The 18070-nt window shown below is 49.5% G+C and carries 17 protein-coding genes and 1 tRNA gene; 7 read left to right on the top strand and 11 right to left on the bottom strand.

What is annotated here, in order from left to right:
• From BUQ78_RS09225 to BUQ78_RS09210, 4 genes are all read left to right on the top strand, one after another.
• A complete protein-coding gene (locus tag BUQ78_RS09225; protein ID WP_084532328.1) occupies nucleotides 1-699 on the top strand; it encodes an amino acid ABC transporter permease in 699 nt (232 codons plus the stop codon).
• A 202-nt stretch (nucleotides 700-901) separates the two neighbouring features.
• Nucleotides 902-1639: an IclR family transcriptional regulator gene (locus tag BUQ78_RS09220; RefSeq protein WP_084532326.1), complete on the top strand. Its 738-nt coding sequence runs from the start codon at nucleotides 902-904 to the stop codon at nucleotides 1637-1639.
• Nucleotides 1640-1734: 95 nt separating this feature from the next.
• Nucleotides 1735-3741: a urocanate hydratase gene (locus BUQ78_RS09215; protein WP_074200220.1), complete on the top strand. Its 2007-nt coding sequence runs from the start codon at nucleotides 1735-1737 to the stop codon at nucleotides 3739-3741.
• A gap of 114 nt (nucleotides 3742-3855) precedes the next feature.
• A complete protein-coding gene (locus tag BUQ78_RS09210) occupies nucleotides 3856-5205 on the top strand; it encodes a YjiH family protein (RefSeq protein ID WP_074200007.1) in 1350 nt (449 codons plus the stop codon).
• Between the two features lie 72 nt (nucleotides 5206-5277).
• On the opposite strand, the gene BUQ78_RS09205 is transcribed toward BUQ78_RS09210, so the two are convergent.
• From BUQ78_RS09205 to BUQ78_RS09170, 8 genes are all read right to left on the bottom strand, one after another.
• Nucleotides 5278-6669: a YfcC family protein gene (locus tag BUQ78_RS09205; RefSeq protein WP_074200006.1), complete on the bottom strand. Its 1392-nt coding sequence runs from the start codon at nucleotides 6667-6669 to the stop codon at nucleotides 5278-5280.
• 122 nt (nucleotides 6670-6791) lie between these two features.
• Entirely contained in the window at nucleotides 6792-7280 is a 489-nt protein-coding gene (locus BUQ78_RS09200) for an ECF transporter S component (RefSeq protein WP_074200005.1), read from the bottom strand.
• 103 nt (nucleotides 7281-7383) lie between these two features.
• A complete protein-coding gene (locus BUQ78_RS09195; protein ID WP_074200004.1) occupies nucleotides 7384-7578 on the bottom strand; it encodes a hypothetical protein in 195 nt (64 codons plus the stop codon).
• Nucleotides 7579-7749: a Gfo/Idh/MocA family oxidoreductase gene (locus tag BUQ78_RS09190; RefSeq protein ID WP_200779707.1), complete on the bottom strand. Its 171-nt coding sequence runs from the start codon at nucleotides 7747-7749 to the stop codon at nucleotides 7579-7581.
• A 39-nt stretch (nucleotides 7750-7788) separates the two neighbouring features.
• On the bottom strand, nucleotides 7789-8664 hold the full coding sequence (gene aroE / locus BUQ78_RS09185; protein WP_074200003.1) for a shikimate dehydrogenase: 876 nt from the start codon (nucleotides 8662-8664) through the stop codon (nucleotides 7789-7791).
• Nucleotides 8665-8941: 277 nt separating this feature from the next.
• Nucleotides 8942-9724, bottom strand: coding sequence for a type I 3-dehydroquinate dehydratase (gene aroD / locus BUQ78_RS09180; protein WP_074200002.1), 783 nt, complete (start codon nucleotides 9722-9724; stop codon nucleotides 8942-8944).
• A gap of 55 nt (nucleotides 9725-9779) precedes the next feature.
• On the bottom strand, nucleotides 9780-10583 hold the full coding sequence (locus BUQ78_RS09175) for an IclR family transcriptional regulator (protein ID WP_074200001.1): 804 nt from the start codon (nucleotides 10581-10583) through the stop codon (nucleotides 9780-9782).
• Between the two features lie 29 nt (nucleotides 10584-10612).
• The gene (locus BUQ78_RS09170) at nucleotides 10613-11539 is read right to left on the bottom strand and encodes an isocitrate lyase/PEP mutase family protein (protein WP_074200000.1); all 927 of its coding nucleotides are present in this window, start codon (nucleotides 11537-11539) and stop codon (nucleotides 10613-10615) included.
• A 196-nt stretch (nucleotides 11540-11735) separates the two neighbouring features.
• Here BUQ78_RS09170 and BUQ78_RS09165 point away from each other — a divergent pair, with 196 nt between their 5' ends.
• The 3 genes from BUQ78_RS09165 to BUQ78_RS09150 all read left to right on the top strand — a co-directional run bounded on the left by BUQ78_RS09165 (nucleotide 11736) and on the right by BUQ78_RS09150 (nucleotide 14049).
• On the top strand, nucleotides 11736-13298 hold the full coding sequence (locus tag BUQ78_RS09165) for an amidohydrolase (protein ID WP_074199999.1): 1563 nt from the start codon (nucleotides 11736-11738) through the stop codon (nucleotides 13296-13298).
• Nucleotides 13299-13617: 319 nt separating this feature from the next.
• Complete coding sequence (locus tag BUQ78_RS09155; RefSeq protein ID WP_084532324.1) at nucleotides 13618-13839, top strand: Rossmann-fold NAD(P)-binding domain-containing protein; 222 nt, start codon at nucleotides 13618-13620, stop codon at nucleotides 13837-13839.
• Between the two features lie 135 nt (nucleotides 13840-13974).
• A tRNA-Val gene (locus BUQ78_RS09150) sits at nucleotides 13975-14049 on the top strand.
• Nucleotides 14050-14052: 3 nt separating this feature from the next.
• Here BUQ78_RS09150 and BUQ78_RS09145 read toward each other — a convergent pair.
• The 3 genes from BUQ78_RS09145 to BUQ78_RS09135 all read right to left on the bottom strand — a co-directional run bounded on the left by BUQ78_RS09145 (nucleotide 14053) and on the right by BUQ78_RS09135 (nucleotide 18044).
• On the bottom strand, nucleotides 14053-15072 hold the full coding sequence (locus BUQ78_RS09145) for a DUF128 domain-containing protein (protein ID WP_318259604.1): 1020 nt from the start codon (nucleotides 15070-15072) through the stop codon (nucleotides 14053-14055).
• 204 nt (nucleotides 15073-15276) lie between these two features.
• Nucleotides 15277-16164: an isocitrate lyase/PEP mutase family protein gene (locus BUQ78_RS09140; protein WP_074199996.1), complete on the bottom strand. Its 888-nt coding sequence runs from the start codon at nucleotides 16162-16164 to the stop codon at nucleotides 15277-15279.
• Complete coding sequence (locus BUQ78_RS09135) at nucleotides 16161-18044, bottom strand: TRAP transporter permease (protein WP_074199995.1); 1884 nt, start codon at nucleotides 18042-18044, stop codon at nucleotides 16161-16163. The genes BUQ78_RS09140 and BUQ78_RS09135 overlap by 4 nt, the downstream gene beginning before the upstream one ends.
• Nucleotides 18045-18070 lie beyond the last annotated feature (26 nt).

Raw genomic sequence — 18070 nt, 5'->3', positions numbered from 1 at the left:
ATGCCCGGATTTTTGGGAGACTTCATGATCGTAGACATATTTACGACCCATTTTTCCACGTTGATGAAGGGATTGGCCTTTACATTTGAGCTTGCCGTCGTCTCCATGCTTTGCGGAAGCCTGCTTGGGATATTTCTTGCCCTGGGAAGGACCTTTGGCGCTAAGCCTGTGTCGTGGTTGTGTGCCGCCTACATAGAGCTGATCAGGGGAACGCCACTTCTTGCGCAGCTTTTCATACTTTATTTTGCCCTTCCGCCCTACGGGATCAGGCTTTCTGCCGTGACAGTGGCTTTTTTGGGCTTCATACTGAATTCCGCAGCCTATCAGGCCGAATACACGCGCGGTTCCATACAGGCCGTGGGCTCAGACCAGTACATGGCGGCTTATTCATTGGGCATGAGCCGCTGGCAGACCATATTTCACGTTGTGCTGCCGCAGGCCGTCAGGTGGTCTATCCCTGCCTGGACCAACGAGTTCATATATCTGCTCAAATCCACCTCCATAGCCTACGTCATAGGCGCCCCGGACTTACTGACACAGGGAAAGTTCATCGCAAGCAGAAATTATCAGTTCTTCAGGGTCTACCTCATCGTTGCCGTCATCTACCTCGTCATTGTATTGGCGGCAGCTTGGCTCGTGGGCAAGATCGAAAAGAGGATCGAAATCCCGGGCTTCGGCCACGCCAGGGACAGGCGCTGAAACAGCAAAGATCCCATACCTTTGCGTTTTGGGAGCTTAAAGTCCGTTTTAAGCTCCTTTTTTAATTTAAGCGCTTTTTGCGCTTTTGCCTTTCTCGTCAACGCCTCTGAGGGGGTGCTTGTCCTTCTATTGACAAAGTACCGACTATTCGCTATGTTATACACAAATGGGACAGGCTGTCCCGTTATTAGGAGGAGAGGACATGGCCAAGGCTTCCTCAAAGACGGATACCGTCGGCAAGATAGCAGCCATCATGAGGCTGCTGTGTTCCTCGAACGATACCTATAGCCTGCGAGAGATAGAAGGCTTTACGGGCATACCGAAAAGCACGCTGCATCGCCTGCTCAAGTCTCTCGAAAAGGAAGAATGGGTTTATGCCGACCCCAAGACCGACCAATTTCGCCCCGGAGTCGGTTTTTTCCTCCTCCACAACGAAAAGCTCTTTCATCAGGCCTTGATCGGCGCCGCCTCAGAGGAGATGAAACGCCTGGTTGCCGAAACCCAGAAGACGGCCATACTAAGCGTCTTGGAAGGGCGAAGGGGCCTTTGCATATACCACGTAGAACCTGCATGTCCCGTCAAATACGTTGCTCGCCGCGGGATGAGCATACCCTTGCACGTGAGCGCCACCGGAAAGGTCCTTTTGGCCTTCAGCCCGATGGAGGTGCGCGAACGCATCATCTCCTGCGACCTGCCGCCCGAGGTGGACAAAGACCGCCTGAGACAAGAGCTTGAATACATACGAAGACAGGGCTTTGCCTACAGCCGTGAGGAATGGCTCACGCATGCCGGAGACATCAGTGTGCCCCTTTTTGACCGAAGGGGCAACTTCTTGGCCCAGCTTGGTCTGGCAGGCTTAGTTACGAGCTTCGACGGGCAGGAAGAGACGATCATAAAAAAGCTAAAGGAAGCTGCCGATCGAATTAAAGGCAAGCTATAAGGCAGCTTTCCCTAAAAAATAAAGTCTTAATCTATCCAAATATAAAAAGGAGGTAGTTTGAATTGAAAGAGACGAACGAGTTGAACGGTAAGGCGATGACGATCAAGCTTCCCCCCGAACTTCCCGAATACCCTCCCTTTGAGCCAAACGTAAGGCGCGCTCCCGACAGAGGATTTACTCTAACCCAAAAGGAGGCGGAACTGGCTTTAAAGAATGCCCTTCGCTACGTCCCCGAGGAGCTGCACGAAAAGCTCGCGCCCGAGTTCATGGAAGAGCTAGTCACCAGAGGTCGCATCTACGGCTACCGCTTCAGGCCGAAGGGAAGAATCTGGGGACGACCCATCGACGAGTACAAGAGCAACTGCATCGAAGGAAAGGCCTTTCAGGTGATGATCGACAACAACCTCGATTTCGAAGTGGCGCTTTATCCTTACGAGCTTGTGACCTACGGCGAGACGGGGCAGGTCTGCCAAAACTGGATGCAGTACAGGTTAATCAAGATGTACCTGGAGATGTTAGACCAAGACCATACCTTGGTGGTCATGTCAGGACATCCCTTAGGGCTTTTTAAGTCTCATCCTGAGGCTCCAAGGGTCGTCATCACCAACGGCTTGCTGGTGGGCCTTTACGATAATCAGGAAGACTGGCACAGGGGCATGCAGCTTGGCGTCACCAACTACGGTCAGATGACGGCAGGCGGCTGGATGTACATAGGCCCCCAGGGCATAGTGCACGGCACTTACAACACCATACTCAACGCAGGAAGGCTGCACCTGGGCCTTAAGCCCGGCGAGGACATGCGCGGACATCTCTTCATCTCCTCAGGGTTGGGCGGCATGAGCGGCGCTCAGCCCAAGGCCTGCGAGATAGCCGGGGCCGTCGGCATCATAGCCGAAGTGGATCCGTCGAGGATCGAGACGCGAAGGAAACAGGGCTGGGTATCCTACGTTTCGTCTGACCTGGACGAGGTATTTCGCGTGGCAAACGAACACCTAAAGAAAAAGGAGCCCATATCCATCGCCTACTATGGAAACATCGTGGATCTCCTGGAATACGTCGTCAAAAACGGAATAAAGGCCGAGCTCATATCCGACCAGACGTCGTGTCATGCTGCCTACGACGGCGGCTACTGCCCCCAGGGGCTGACCTTCGAGGAACGAACTAAGATGCTTTCCGAGGACAGGGAAAGGTTCAAACAGCTCGTCGACAAAAGCCTGCGCAAGCACTTCGAGCTCATAAAGACACTGGTGGATCGCGGAGCGTACTTCTTCGACTACGGCAACTCCTTCATGAAGGCAGTCTACGACGCCGGCGTGAAAGAAATTTGCAAAAACGGCGTCGACGAAAGGGACGGCTTCATATTTCCCTCTTACGTCGAAGACATCATGGGACCGCTCCTTTTCGATTACGGATATGGGCCTTTCAGGTGGGTGTGCCTGTCAGGTAAGCACGAAGACCTGCTTAAGACGGACAAGGCAGCCCTTGAATGCATCGACCCCAACCGCAGGCCGCAGGACAGGGATAACTACAACTGGATCAGGGACGCCGACAAAAACAATCTTGTCGTCGGAACGCAGGCCAGAATTCTTTACGCCGATGCTCATTTAAGATACGTCATTGCACATAAGTTCAACGAGATGGTGCGAAAGGGCGAAATAGGCCCCGTCATGCTTGGCAGAGACCACCACGACACGGGCGGCACTGACTCGCCCTTCAGGGAGACGGCCAACATCAAGGACGGAAGCAACATCGCTGCCGACATGGCCGTGCAGTGCTACGCAGGAAACGCCGCCAGGGGGATGTCTTTGGTCGCTCTCCATAATGGCGGCGGAGTCGGCATAGGCAAGGCGATCAACGGAGGGTTTGGCCTCGTTTTGGATGGCAGTGAGCGCATCGATCGCATAATCGACAGGGCGATCCCCTGGGACGTGCTCGTAGGCGTGGCAAGAAGATCCTGGGCAAGAAACAGCGGCGCCATGGAGGTTGCCCGCGAGGTCAACGAAAAGCTCAGACAAGATTATCACATCACCCTACCCTACATACCCGACGACACCCTGGTCGCCGAAACCGTTGCCGAAACTTTAAAGAAGAAAAACAAATAAACTTTAAAGCCATAAAACAGGCGCTTGTGGCCTCCTGCCGGTCATAAGCGCCTTGTGCATGGAAGAATCATTTTGCCCAATGCATGTGGCATTTATCACAAAGGAGGTATCCCTATGTCTCAGAATCACACATTCGAGGGTCGCACGATCGAAAATAAGCTAACTTACAGCTTTTCTGCAATGCGCTTTATATTATTTAGCCTATTTGGCCTTTTTATGTTTTTCTATCCCCTTAAGATCGGTTCTGTCTCCTCAATTCCGGTTGATCATATCATCACTTTTATAAGAAATTATTTTCCTACTGCAGCGAAAGTATATACGATCGCTGTCATGATAGTTGGCGCTGCCCTGCCCTTTATCCGAAAGACCTGGAACCGCTCCAAAAGCGACATCTTTTTCTCCCTTGCAAAGGTAATGGGAGCCTTCATAGGACCGATGATATTTTTCAACGTAGGTCCTTCTTTTCTGCTTGATAAAAGCGTCGGCCCCTTCCTTCTTTCAAGCCTGGCCGTTCCCGTGAGCCTGGTTATCCCTATAGGGTCGGTGTTTTTGGCGTTTCTGACAGGATACGGTCTTCTTGAGTTTACGGGCGTTTTCATGGCGCCGGTAATGAGAGCTCTATTTAAAACCCCGGGCAGATCTGCTATAGATGCCATCGCATCCTTCGTGGGAAGCTACTCGGTGGGCCTCATCATAACCAATAACATATACAGGCGAAGCCTTTATTCGGCCAGAGAAGCCGCAATCATAGCCACGGGGTTTTCCACGGTCTCTGCAACCTTTATGCTCGTGGTAGCCAAGACGCTTAAGATCATGGATTACTGGATGCTGTTTTTCGTTGTCTCCATGATCGTCACTTTCGTCGTCACTGCAATAACCGCAAGGCTGTGGCCCCTCAGTGCGATACCTGACAGCTATTACGACGGAAGCAGCAAGAGGGCCAAGGAAGAAAGAGGCGGATTTTCGTTCAAGCGCGCCTGGCAGGCAGGTGTGATGACAGCCATGGAGGCACCATCCATAGGGCAAACGATCAAGGACAACTTCAAAGAGGGTTTAAATATGGCTTTTGCCGTGATTCCTTCCATAATATCGATCGGGTTTTTGGGCCTCATGACGGCAAAGTATACTCCAATTTTCGACATCGTTGGCTATATCTACTATCCACTTTTCAAGCTCTTTAACATTCCCGAGGCTATGCTGGCTGCAAAGGCTTGTGCCGTATCCCTGGCTGAGATGTTTCTTCCCGCAATATTAGTGGCCAACACAGGCATAGATCCCGGCCTTGTCTTTCGATTTACCATCGCCGTGATCTCCATATCCGAGGTCCTGTTCTTCTCAGGCATCATTCCCTGCATCATGGGAACAGACATCCCGCTAAAGATAAAAGACCTTATAGTGATATGGTTTGAAAGGGTTGCACTATCCATCCTCGTTACCATCCCCATAGCGATGCTGCTGTTTTAAATTTTTTCCGCAAAAGCACTCATAACATAAAGGCGACCGAAACCCGGTCGCCTTTATGTTATAGGCCCGTCGCTAAAACGGCCCGTATCCTATCATCGATCCCACGATCACCATGCCGGTACCGACGATGAACCAGAAGACCATTATCGGCCATATGAACTTAAGCCATCTTTCATAGGGAATCTTTGCCATGCCCAAGGTGGCCATAAGCACACCTGAGGTTGGGAACAGCTGGTTTGTAAATCCGTCGCCATATTGGTATGCCAACACGGCAGTTTGTCTGGTGACGCCTATGAGGTCAGCCAGAGGAGACATTATCGGCATCGTCGCCATGGCCTGTCCGCTCCCCGAAGGAATGAAGAAGTCAATCGCAGCCTGAACCCAAAACATGCCGGCAGCGGTAAGAGACTTGGGCAGATGATAGACTGCATTGGCCAGGTAGTAAATGACGGTGTCGATGATCTGTCCATCGGTCATCACCACCAGAATTGCCCTGGCGACGCCCACAACAAGGGCTCCAAAGGCGATGCTCTCCGAACCCTTCACGAACAGCCTGGCTATGGCGTTGGGAGAAAGGCCGCCTATAAGCCCGCTAATTACGCCCATGGCCAGAAATATCGAGGCAAGTTCCATGATGTAGTAACCTTTGGCCATTACCCCATATATCATGAAGGCAAAAAGCAAACCCATGACTAACAGCACCAGTTTGTGAGAGGTGGTCAGTTTGACATCCTCGCTTTTTCCTTGCTCGCCTTCTTCTTCGGCCATTAAGTCCCAAACCAAGCTGTTTTTCGGGTCTTGCTTAACCTTGGAGGCATAACGCATCACGTAATAGCAGGCCACGATGAAGATAAGAATGTAACCTACGGTCCTAAATCCTATCCCGGAAAAAAGCGGAAGCTCGGATATGCTTTGAGCCACCCCCACCGTAAAGGGATTAAGGACTCCTCCGGCAAAACCCACGGCAGCCCCGGTGGATATCATGGCAGTACCAACTATGGGGTCAAACCCGACGGCCCTTGCCAGAGCCACTCCCATGGGGATAAAGACTATCGTCTCCTCGGACATGCCAAAGGACAACCCTCCGAGGGAAAAGACGAACATCGTGGTGGGGATGAGCAGCTTTTCCTTGCTCCTCAGCATCAAGACGACCTTGGATATCCCCGCATCGATGGCCCCCGTCGCCTGGATTATCGTGAAGGCTCCGCCCACCACGAAGATGAAAAATATGACCTCGGCTGCCTCCACCATGCCCTTTGGCACGGAGGCAAAGACGTCCAAAACGCCAACGGGCGATTGCTCGACGTAGTGAAAGCTTTGAGGATCTACAAGAGTACGACCTGTAGCTTCGTCCTTGTATCTGTCGAACTGTCCCGCAGGCACAAAGTAGGTGCCTATGGCCACTATGATAACGATCAAAAATAAAAGCACGTAAGTATGAGGCATTGCCAACTTAACACGCATGTTTAACCTCCTTTTAAATGATGAGATAATGACTTATTATGAAGATTTTTTAGCACATATTAAATTCGGGTGTCAAGATAATCACGGCCTCAAACAAGCTTTGTCATGCATAACTGCGAGGGCTATTTGCCTATGAACCTCCTTACTGGCCGTTCTATGTAGGGCAGTGCCACCAGGGCTATTGCGGCTCCCACGCCTGCTTGAGCAAGGTCGGTTAAAAGCTCGATAGGGGCCACCTTCCAGCCATAAAGCAATCCGGCTGCCAGTGTGTAGCCGGCCACCATCACGCATGCCCCTATCAACACTGCCTGCTTTCTTTTCTGTCTAAATCTTCCCGCAAGCAACCCCTCTGCCCCCTTTATCACGAAGGTGAAGGGGGCCCAAAGGGGATATCCCAGCACGACATCCGCCATGGCACCACCAATGCCGCCGCAAATAGCACCGTACTTAGGACCCATCAATAGGGCGATGCAATAGATAACGCCTTCACCAAGGTTGAAATAAACCCTGTAGCCGGGTACCGGTATGTGTATCATGGTGGCAACGGCCACGATGGCGGCAAAAAGGGCTCCCAACGTCACTTCCTTTGCACCGCCTTGAGACGCGGACATACTCCTCACCTCCTTTTTATGTTTATGTTTATACCACAAGTTGGAAGCTATAAAAAACAAGCCGCCGCTTAACGTTGCAAGCGGCGGCTAAAAAGCGCTATATCTAGGGCCTAGGTATTCCAAATTCTTCAGGCGACCTCTTGGTATAACCCATATCGTGAAGCAACCAAGCCGAGACGGACTGATTATGTCTGATATATTCTACGGCTTTTGTGCCGGTTAGAGCTAACTTTACCCCGCCAAAGTCGTGGGCAAACTTGAGAAAAAGCCTGATATTAAGGGCATACGATTTATTCATCTATGCAATCTCTATCGCCTTCCCCTCCTCTGCTGATCTGTATGCTGCGTAAATGACCTTTACGGTTTCATATGCCAGGTCGAAGCCGCAAAGCGGACGCCTGCCGTAAGCTACGCATTCAATGAAGTCCTGCATTTCGCCGACGTAGCCTCTAAGCACTTCGTCAGACATAAATACGTGTTGCCATCCAATACGATGTATAAATTGCTTTCAAAAGCATTTAAAGTAACTTTCAAGGGCACTTTTCATCAGTTTGACGTCAGAACCCTTACCGAACCACAGCTTAAAGGCAGCAGCCGCCTGATAAACGAGCATGCCGTCTCCGCTTAAGGTCTTGCAGCCTGCCCTTTTTGCGTCGGCCAGCAGCTTGGTCTCGGGCGGGTTATAGACGACGTCGCAGACGAACTGTCCCGGACGGAAGCTGTCCGGCAATACCAGCGACTGACCTTCCGCTTCGCCTTTCATGCCAACCTTCGTGGCGTTGATGATGATATCTGCCTCGGCGATGCCCTCAGGGGGCACCGGCTTATTGTTCAGTGGCCTCCACTCGCATTTTCCGGGAAAGAACTTCTCTACCCTTTCTAGCAGCGACATGGCCCTGGTTTGGCTGTTGTTGTAGACGATCACCTTTGAAACTCCTGCGTTTAGAAAGGCAAATACGACGGCCTTGGCAGCTCCTCCTGCGCCTATCAAAAGAAGGGTCTTTCCTTCGGGGCTTACGTTGAACTCCTCCATGAAGGAATTGAGAAATCCCATGCCATCGGTGTTGTAACCGATCAATCCCTTTTCGGTAGTGACGACGGTGTTGACCGCCCCGCACTGCTCGGCGCTTTTGTCCAAGCCGTCCAGAAGCTCTATGACCTTTTCCTTGTAGGGCATGGTGACGTTGGCGCCTATTACGTTAAACACGTGCATGGTCTTCAATGCCTTTGACAGATCATCGAAGCTCTGTATCTCAAGTGGGTAATACAAGTTGTTCATCTTTTTCGACTCAAATACAGTATTGTGAAGCAGGGGCGACAAAGTCTGCTTTAACGGGTTGCCGTAAATTACAACATATTTAGTATCCGCGTTTGGATAAAACATCCTAAACCCCCCTGTTAGTTTAACATCTATAAACTTGCCAAAAGGCTTATGGTTTGATAAAGATTTTCTAGTAAAGATTTTAATACATAATGGTTATATTTATAGAGAGCGAGGAGCGTAATCAATTTTTTCTAGGAAATGGATTGGTGCTTTTTAGTCATATGTAGTCCATGACTACTCCGAAAAAGAGGGGTGAATCTTTAGGCAGACTCACAATTTACGGTGACAAAACATCATTATTTAAATCTAACACGCCTTATTCTTGCCCTCTTGTCCTTTACTCGTTCAGGTAAAGGGAATAAAGCAGCTTATAAACTTCCCTCAGCTCGTCTGCCGGTATCTGGCCAGGGGCAGATGATGCTACGCCCACCGCAAAGGTGAGATCCGAACCGAAAAGCCAGCCTGCAATCCTCGTGATGGAACCAAGCGCACCCATGGACATGGTTATCAAGGGAATATCGGGAAACTCCCGCCTGGCCATCAGCGTCGCTGACATCAGGGCCAAGACGTCTTCCATGGACTGGGGCATTACGGCGACCTTGGCGACGTCTCCGCCAAAGGCGATCTCCTTGGCTATGGTCGCAAAGATGACTTCTTTAGGAGGGGTTTTCTTGAAATCATGAAATGAGACAACTACATAAACGCCACGGGGTGAGGCAATTTGTTTTAAATTCCTGATTTCTTCGTAGCCGCTTATTAGCTCGATGTCGACGAGGTCAACCAGTTTCTCTTCTATCGCACCTTTATAGAGGGCGTTTCTCGTTTCCGCCGATACTTCCTGAAATCCGCCCTCAAGGTGGCTCCTGCACGTCAAAAGCAAGGGTATGTCGGTCAATTTTCGTATCTCGCCAAGGACTTTCATGGAAGTTTGTTTGTCTGTTATGAAGTCCCAGGCATCAACCCTGAGCTCGATAACGTCGGGAGAGCCCGCAATCGCCTTCTTGGCCTCCTCTAAAGCTGCCTCGGGAGTCTTTCCCACAAGGGGAAAGCAAATCAGTGGCTTGTCTCCTCCAAGTTTCTTTCCCCTAACGACGACCGGCTTGGCTGCCTTTGGTCTCACGGATTTGTCCTCCTTTTTTCATATTAAGATATATTTGCATAAAATTTTTTGCCCTTTACGATACCTTAATTTTTCCTCCCGACGTTACGGCTTCCAGGTCTTTTAAATAACCCATTTGATAGGAAATTTCGCCTGCTGCGTTTATAATCGCCTCTACCACCTGTGGAGTTATTTCAAAGCGGGAGACGGGGCCGCTGGCGCTTAAGGAGGCAAGGATCTTTCCTTCTTCGTCAAAGACGGGTGCAGCAACTGCTGCCACCTCGACATCTCTCTCGCCGAAACTTACTGCATATCCCTGCCTTCTTATTTTGGCAAGCTCCTCTTTAAAGAGGCCTGCATCAGAGATCGTGTTTTTGGTCAAAGGTTTAAGTCGTGTATGGGAGATCAACCTTTCGATGAAATCCTCAGGTTGCCAGGCAATCAACACCTTCCCGGCAGCTCCGCAATATGAAGGGATCTTCTGGCCAAGGCGGACCACCTGTCTTACCAGGTGAATGCCTTCAGCCTGCTCAATACAGACACGATCAAAGCCGTCTAAAACGTAAAGGTTTACGGTCTCCCCCGTAGCGTTGCGCAGCCGCTCCATTACGGGACGGGCAACGTAACTAATATTCATCGTGTTAGCAGCGATCGTTCCAAGGTGAAAGAGCTTCACGCTGAGACGATATTTGCCGGTCTTCGGGTCCTGACACACATAACCTTCATCCTGGAGGACTTGAAGCAGCCAGTGAACCGAGCTTTTCGGTAGCCCTAGTTTCTTTGCGATTTCGCTCACTCCAAGAAAGGGCTCCTCCAAGGAAAAAGCGGAAAGCACCTTTAAAGCCCGTCGAATCGATGTGCCCTGTTCCCTTTCAGCCATCTGCTCTGCACTCCCTAAATTATTTAGCTTTAGTGAAGCTCCTTCTTTGCCCTTTCCAAACCCTCACGGCCCTGGTACCTCAGCGCGATCTCTTCTTCAGTGAGGTAGCGCGACTCCAAGTCCCTGATCTTATCCAGCTTTACAAGGCTCTCAAATTCTTCGAAACCTATCACGCCCGGCAGGTCCTTTATTGTGCCCTTTTCTTTTATGTATTCCAATGCCTGCTTGACTCCCCACGCAGCAGCCATTATGGAAGTGACGGGTATGCTGACCCTGGCAGCCCCCCATTCCTGAAGCTCCTGGATGGTAACTAGTGGCGTCCTTCCGCCCTGAAGGAGATTTATTGAGACGGGAGCATCGATGCCCTTTATCACTCGCTTGATTCCCTCCACGGAGGTTACGGCCTCGACGAAGATGAGGTCAGCGCCTGCTTTAGCATACATGTTGCCTCGACGGATGGCCTCCTCCTCCCCGTAGACCATGTAAGCATCGGTGCGGGCGTTTATCACAAAGTCGGGGTCCCTGGCAGCCTCCCTTGCCGCCTTTATCTTTAGGACCATCTCCTCGGCGGAGATGCACTGCTTTCCCGTGATGTGGCCACACCTTTTAGGGCTAATCTGATCTTCCAGGTTGATGCCTGCAGCACCTGCGGCCTCAAACTCCCGGACCGTGTAGTAGGTATTCACGGCGTTTCCAAAGCCGTTACCACCGTCGGCCATGACGGGGATATCGACGGCGTGACAAATGCTGCGCGTAATTTCAAGCATCTGCGTGCTGCTTAAAATGCCGATGTCGGGCAACCCCAGAAGCGAAGCTGCAAAGCCAAAGCCAGAGCACTGCACTGCCTTGAAACCGGCAGCCTCTATCAGGCGCGCCGACAAGACGTCGTAAGCACCGGGCATCACCAGGATCTCGGGATCATTTATCAGTTTTTTCAAAAGGGTAGTTTTCTTCACTCAGATCACCTCAGTGTTCAATATCATTGAACGTAGTACCAGAATATCGAACGTTAATTGTATTCTACCACTCCACTATTCCTTGTCAAGCTTCCTCCGTACAGAAAAATGGACAAATGTATGGGTAATCCTCCATCATGGTGCTGTAAAATAAAGGATATGATTCAGGCAAAAAAATACATTGGAGGTTGACAAAATGACGAGTCGCGTCACGGGATTTATCAATTGCAACGGCTTTGGCGACGTCGGGGAGGATCATTTCTTTGAGGCCTTCCTCGTCGCCCACGGCAAAATCATTTCATTTGGATCAAGCAAGGACATTGCCGAAAAAGCAAAGTCCTTGGGCGGTGAGGTCGTAGATTTCAATGGCAAATGCGTACTGCCTGGCTTTGTTGATTCGCATTTGCACATCGATGAGCTGGGAATGTACCTTAATTCCCTGGATTTAAGGGGCACCAGGAGCGTAAGCGAGCTTCAGGAAAAGCTTCAAAATTTCGCCTCAAAGGTGACCACATCGTGGATTCTCGGCCACGGCTGGGACCAGGAGCTTTTCATCGAAAAAAGGTGGCCCACCAAGGATGACTTGGACGCCATTGAGGATAAAAGGCCCGTCATGATATCAAGGGCATGTCTTCATGCAGGTGTCTTAAACTCAAAGGCGCTGGAGATTTCAGGGATCCCCTCTCCCAGTGGCATAGTTGTGGAAGGAGACTTTCAGCGTGCAAGAGACGTCTTTAAACAAAGCTTATCGCTCGAAGACTTAAAAAAGATGATCAAAGACGCCTTAAGGCATGCTTCAAACCTCGGATTGACGTGCCTTGGCTTCGTAAGCTGCGACGAAAGGGCGTTGTCGGCATTGATGTCCCTGTGGCGAAACGGGGAAATTGCCACCAAGATCAGGGTATACCTGGAACCGGGCAGGAGATGTCAGACGGGAGAAAGGATGTATGAGGACAACGAAATCCTTCAGGCCCTCGTAAATCTCGGCATAAAAAGGGGTTTTGGCGACGAAATGCTTAAGGTGCAGGGCATAAAGATATTGGCAGACGGTTCACTGGGAGCTCGTACGGCATGGCTTACCGCGCCTTACTTGGACAAGCCTGACCAGCAGGGATTTCCAAACATCGGCAAAAGTGAGCTTGCAACGCTCATAGCGCGGGCTGACGGCGCGGGCCTGCAGCTGGCGATCCACGGGATCGGAGATGCCACCATAGATATGATCCTTGACGCATTTAACGATTCCAAGGTCTACAACCGCGGCCATCGGATCGAACATCTTTCTGTCTTAAGGCCCGATCAGATCAAGCGCCTGAAAGAGCTTGGCCTGTATGCCTCGGTACAGCCCCATTTCGTGATCTCCGACCGCTGGGCAATCGAAAGGCTGGGCCCGGAAAGGGCAAGCTTCATACATCCCTTTAAAAGCATCTTAGAATCAGGAATTCCCATGGCCTTCGGCACCGACGCCCCTGTAGAGGACGTTAACCCGTGGCAGACCGTGTACGCTGCGGTAACCAGAGGCAAATTCGAGGATATCCCGCTTGCCCAGGCAACCCCAACCGAAGCCTTGAGCATAAAAGAAGCCATCTATTGCTACACGAAGGCCGCGGGAACCGTCATGCAAGACCCGTACATAGGCGCCTTGAAGGAAGGAGGCTTTGCCGACTTCATTGTCGTAAGCGAAGATCCCTTTAAGGCAGACCCCGTGCGCCTGAAGGACATAAAGGTGCTAAAGACTTACGTAAACGGAATGCCGGTGTAATTTACACCATAAATAATTAAAGCTTGGTTCGTCAGAAGACAGCCCCGAAACTTGAGCTAAACTTGTTTAAAGTTTTCGGGGCTTTTCTCATGCTTCTATCAGCAATTAGGACCCTTCTGGTGTTGAAGTTATAAACTTCCGTGACCTCTGTAATCGAACTTTTTTTGAATCTTAACATTATATTTGCCCCTTTCCCATGAAAAATATTAACCCAAAAATTTCTTAAGCTTAATGCTTGATTTTTGATCACAGAGGTGATATATATCATTGCCATATCATCCGGACGATATAACTAGGCAATAAATTCCCTAATAATGACATGGATCGCCGACCTGCTGCCTTTGAAGGGACAATCAATAATTCGAACGCCCACGACGTAAAGGCAAATATCACATTAGAGCTGGCCATCGGTCCCGTAACTCCTGAGGCTGAAAAGGTGCTCATCGACAAAGGAATCCTCATTATCCCAGACGTGCTGGCAAACTCCGTCGGCGTAACCGTCAGCTATTTCAAATGGGTTCAAAGAAGGACTGGGGAATAAGGATATACCAGGCCATGCGCATCCGCGGCATTTGGCCTTAATTCTTAGGTAATCGTTCTTTTGAGGTTCATCCTACGTTCCGGTAAGTTTCGCTTGCCATAACACAGGATGGTAGTTTATAATCAAAACCGCGGTGGGCGACTAGCTCAGCGGGAGAGCGCTTCCCTCACACGGAAGAGGTCACAGGTTCGAAACCTGTGTCGCCCACCATTTTTATTGGATTTTCGCTTGAGGAACATGCATATCCTGTATATTAAATAGCCCCGATGCTATGGAGAGGGCACTAGTAATTCCCCATTCGACCAGAGGCGCAAAGTAATTGGCACCACCAAAGACAAGCATATACCCGCGAGTACGATCCTTAATGCTCATTTGGTATTTCTGAGGCATCAGATAGCCCAACTCAAAAAGGCCGCTAATGTTGTCGTTCTTACAATTTTTGATGGCCTCAACAACTGTTTCGTACATAAAGGACGGAAACGTCTTAATCGCAGCGGTAACATATCCTCTTCCGGTGCGCACCGCAGACATTACGTCGGTAAAACCACCTCTGACGAGAAGCTCGCCGGGGCTAAGCGTGGTCCCCGAATGGGAAATGATATCGGCAAAACCCTTATACTTATGATCCTGTATCCTAAAAAGACCTGTAGCGACCGTTTCTACATGCACACCACATCGCCTCAAGACAACATCGTAGTTGGCGGAAGAAAGACAAAGAATTGCCCTATGGCCTTCCGGTACCCTGTAATTCCATATTCGCTGACCTCCCTCCAAAAACGCAACCAATGGAGAAACTATAATGTTGGAATTTGATACTTCCTTTAAAATGGACACAGCTTCATCGAAACGCTCTTCCTGCACAGCAGTTATGTTTACGATTGCTTTTCCCTTGTTAGAACATAAATCGAGGTCACTTTTCGTTATGAGTATCTCGGTTTCCATAGAAGACAGGCCTATCCTGTCAAAGACGAACAAAGCCCTTGCCTCTTCGCTGCCCTCGGGAGTAAGCAGCACCCCCTTTCTTCCAAAACGGGTAATGAAGCCGTCTTTTTCCAAATTGGAAAGGTGATAACGAACAGTCCTGTCATCGATGCTAAAGCCACGCCTAGCCAATTGATCTTTCAATTCAACGGACGTAAGCGGATCTTCGGAGAAATATAGGCTTCTAAGTATCTCAACTACCGTTGGAGGGTATTCCTCCACATTGTTTACCATTGGAATCTTCACTACCATAACCTCCTGGTATCCCAGCTGCAAAAACTCATAGCTTTGACAGTTGTTAGATCTTGCAATCAAAGATAAAAGTATTTTAAACCAAGATTGGATATTTTTCCTGCAATTAAGATGATGCATATAATAAATCGGAGAGGTACTAAAAATTTAATAGCTCTCCGATTTTATTATATTATATTCATCTACCGAATTGTTGGCATGCTTTTAAGAAATGAACTCCGGCAAATACTTTTTTTCAAGATCTCGATATTTGTTAAATCCTATCAGTTCTTTAAACTCTGCAAAGGGAACCACCAGGTCGTCCCTTCCTTCGGCGATGCCATCTTTTATCACGTCAAGGTAATTGATCATGCCCCTTATGGCAGCAAACAGAGGGCCTACGGGGATGCTTATGCGAGCTACTCCCATCTCGCGAAGCTCGTCAATGCTTATAAGAGGAGTCTTGCCACCGCTTACGGCATCGAACAGATTAATGCTTATGGGCGCCTGAATTTCCCTGGTTAATCTCTTTATGTCTTCCTTGGTGCGCGGAGCCTCGATGAATATCAAATCCGCTCCGGCATCGGCATAGGCATTGCCCCGTCTTATTGCTTCATCCACACCGCTCACGGCTATGGCATCGGTCCTTGCGTTAATGACGAAATCCGGGTCTAATTTCTTTTTGACCTCTATGCAAGCCTTTATCTTGAGCACCATTTCCTCCATCGGGATTATTTGCTTTCCTTCAAGGTGCCCGCAACGCTTTGGGAATACTTGGTCCTCGATGTTCATCCCCGCTGCCCCGATCTTTATGAATTCCTCGGTAACTCTCATTGCGTTAATGGCATTCCCAAAGCCCGTATCGGCATCCACCATTACGGGTATTTCTACTGCATCTATTATGTTTTTGGAAAAGTTCAACGCCTCGGAGAAGGATAAAAAGGCCATATCCGGAAGCCCAAGATATGAAGCCGAAAGGCCGAAGCCGCTGACCTGGCATGCCTTAAAGCCTGCGCGCTCTATGAGTTTGGCGGAAATTACGTCGTGAGCGCCCGGACAAACGAGGGCTTTTCTTTCAGCAATCATATTTTTAAGTAATGTAGATTTCTTCATAGCGACAACTCCTCCAGTTTGATTTTTTTGGTTACAGCCTTTTGAGCTATCAACATGGCGATAGCTACGGCTAGCCCTACTGCCGAATAAAGATGATTAGGAAATAGCAACAAAACTCCGCCAAGGAAGAACACTATCCTAAAAATGAAGTTGACTTTGCTATTCATGTGGCCAAAAAACCCATATCCCATAAATATGGCTCCCAAAAATCCCGTTACAGCACAGACCGCCACATCCACAGGATCACCACGCCCGACAAAGGCGGGGTTCCACACAAAAAAGAAGGGCATTATAAAAGCCACTATTCCCAATTTCACGGCGTTAATCCCTGTCTTAAACCAATCTCCCTGAGAGATGCCGGCAGCTACGATAGCCTGGGTGCACGTTGGCGGGGTTACTCCTCCTAACAAGGACCAATAGATGAAGAAAAGATGCAGCGCAACCGGATCTGCTCCCAAACGAAGCAAAGGCGGTGCCAATATGGAAAGCGAAAGCACGTACGTGGGCACAACGGGAAGCGACGTCCCAAGCAAAAAGGGTATGACAGTGGCTATCATCAAAGCTATGATGAAGTTGTTGCCGCCAACGTCCATAATCAGCCCGCTGATCTTTGGGGCGATGCCTGTTATGCCGACCATGTTCACAAGTATGCTTACCGAGACCAGGATCGGAATTATCCTGGCAAGGCTGGTCCCGCCATCTTCCAGGGCCAAAAGCAGGTTCTTAAAGGTTTCCTTAAAGCCCTTCTTGGGAATGTCGGTTATGAGCATTAAGACTATCGTGGTCAAGCAAGTATAAAAGCCGGCAGTGAGAAGAGGCCTACCGATGGCAATCAACCCAAGCAATACAACCATAGGTATTATGAGGCAGGCAAGGCGTTGAAATGTCAAGACATCCCTCCACTTAGGTATCTCTTCCTCGGGCATGGGCACCAATCCCAGCCGCAAGGTCATAAAATGAACGCCGGCATAAATGCTGGTATAGTAAAGAATACAAGGGATCAGGGCGTACCCTATGATTTTTAAGTAGGATATGCTCAGAAATTCTGCCATCATGAAGGCGGCTATGCTCATTATAGGAGGCGTGATTCCTCCGCCAGTAGAGGCTATCGCTTCTACTGCGCCGGCAAAATCTTTGGGGTAACCCAGTTTTTTCATCATGGGGATGGTGTAATTTCCCGTCACGGCAACGTTGGCCACGGCACTACCCGATATGCTGCCAAAAAGCGCGCTGGCCACTATGGCAGCTTTGGCAGGGCCTCCCCTCCATCGACCTGTCAATGCAAAGGCTATATCTATAAACGTCTTTCCTCCTCCACCGGCAGACAGCAGCGATCCGAATATGATAAATAGGGAAATAAAAGTGGCTGACATGGCTGTGATGCTGCCGTATATCCCCAATGGAGAATAATATATCGAATTTACGACAAAATCCCAGGATAAACCCCTTAATTTCCACATCCCGGGAAACAGGTCACCGAACATCGCATAAAATATCAGACCAATCACTATTATTGGGATAGCCCAACCCACAGCCCTTCTCGTAGTATCCAAGATGACAATTGCGAGGCCAATGCCAAGCAGTAAATCCAACATCCCGGCACTTCCGGGATACATGTATATGTTAAGCGTTTTAAGGTATATATTGATATTTGCAGCAATAATGATAATTAGTGCCAAGATATCTATAGATGTGAGTTTATTGGCTTGATATTTTTTTGAGAAAGGAAATACAAGCGCAGCAAGCGATATGCCCAGGCCTACGTGAATTGCCCTGAGCTGCAAATCGAGCAAATGGAAAAATACTGGGACTGTGAGCTGCACTGCAGAGAGTATAACGGCCAACCAAAAGATTATGGAGGTCTTCATGTCCTTGGCCATGGCAAAATATTAATCCTCCTTTTCAT

This window comes from Acetomicrobium flavidum, from assembly GCF_900129645.1.
GTDB lineage: Bacteria > Synergistota > Synergistia > Synergistales > Acetomicrobiaceae > Acetomicrobium > Acetomicrobium flavidum.
The sequence above is the reverse complement of the archived record's forward strand: the minus strand, read 5'-3'. Positions and strand labels throughout refer to the sequence as shown.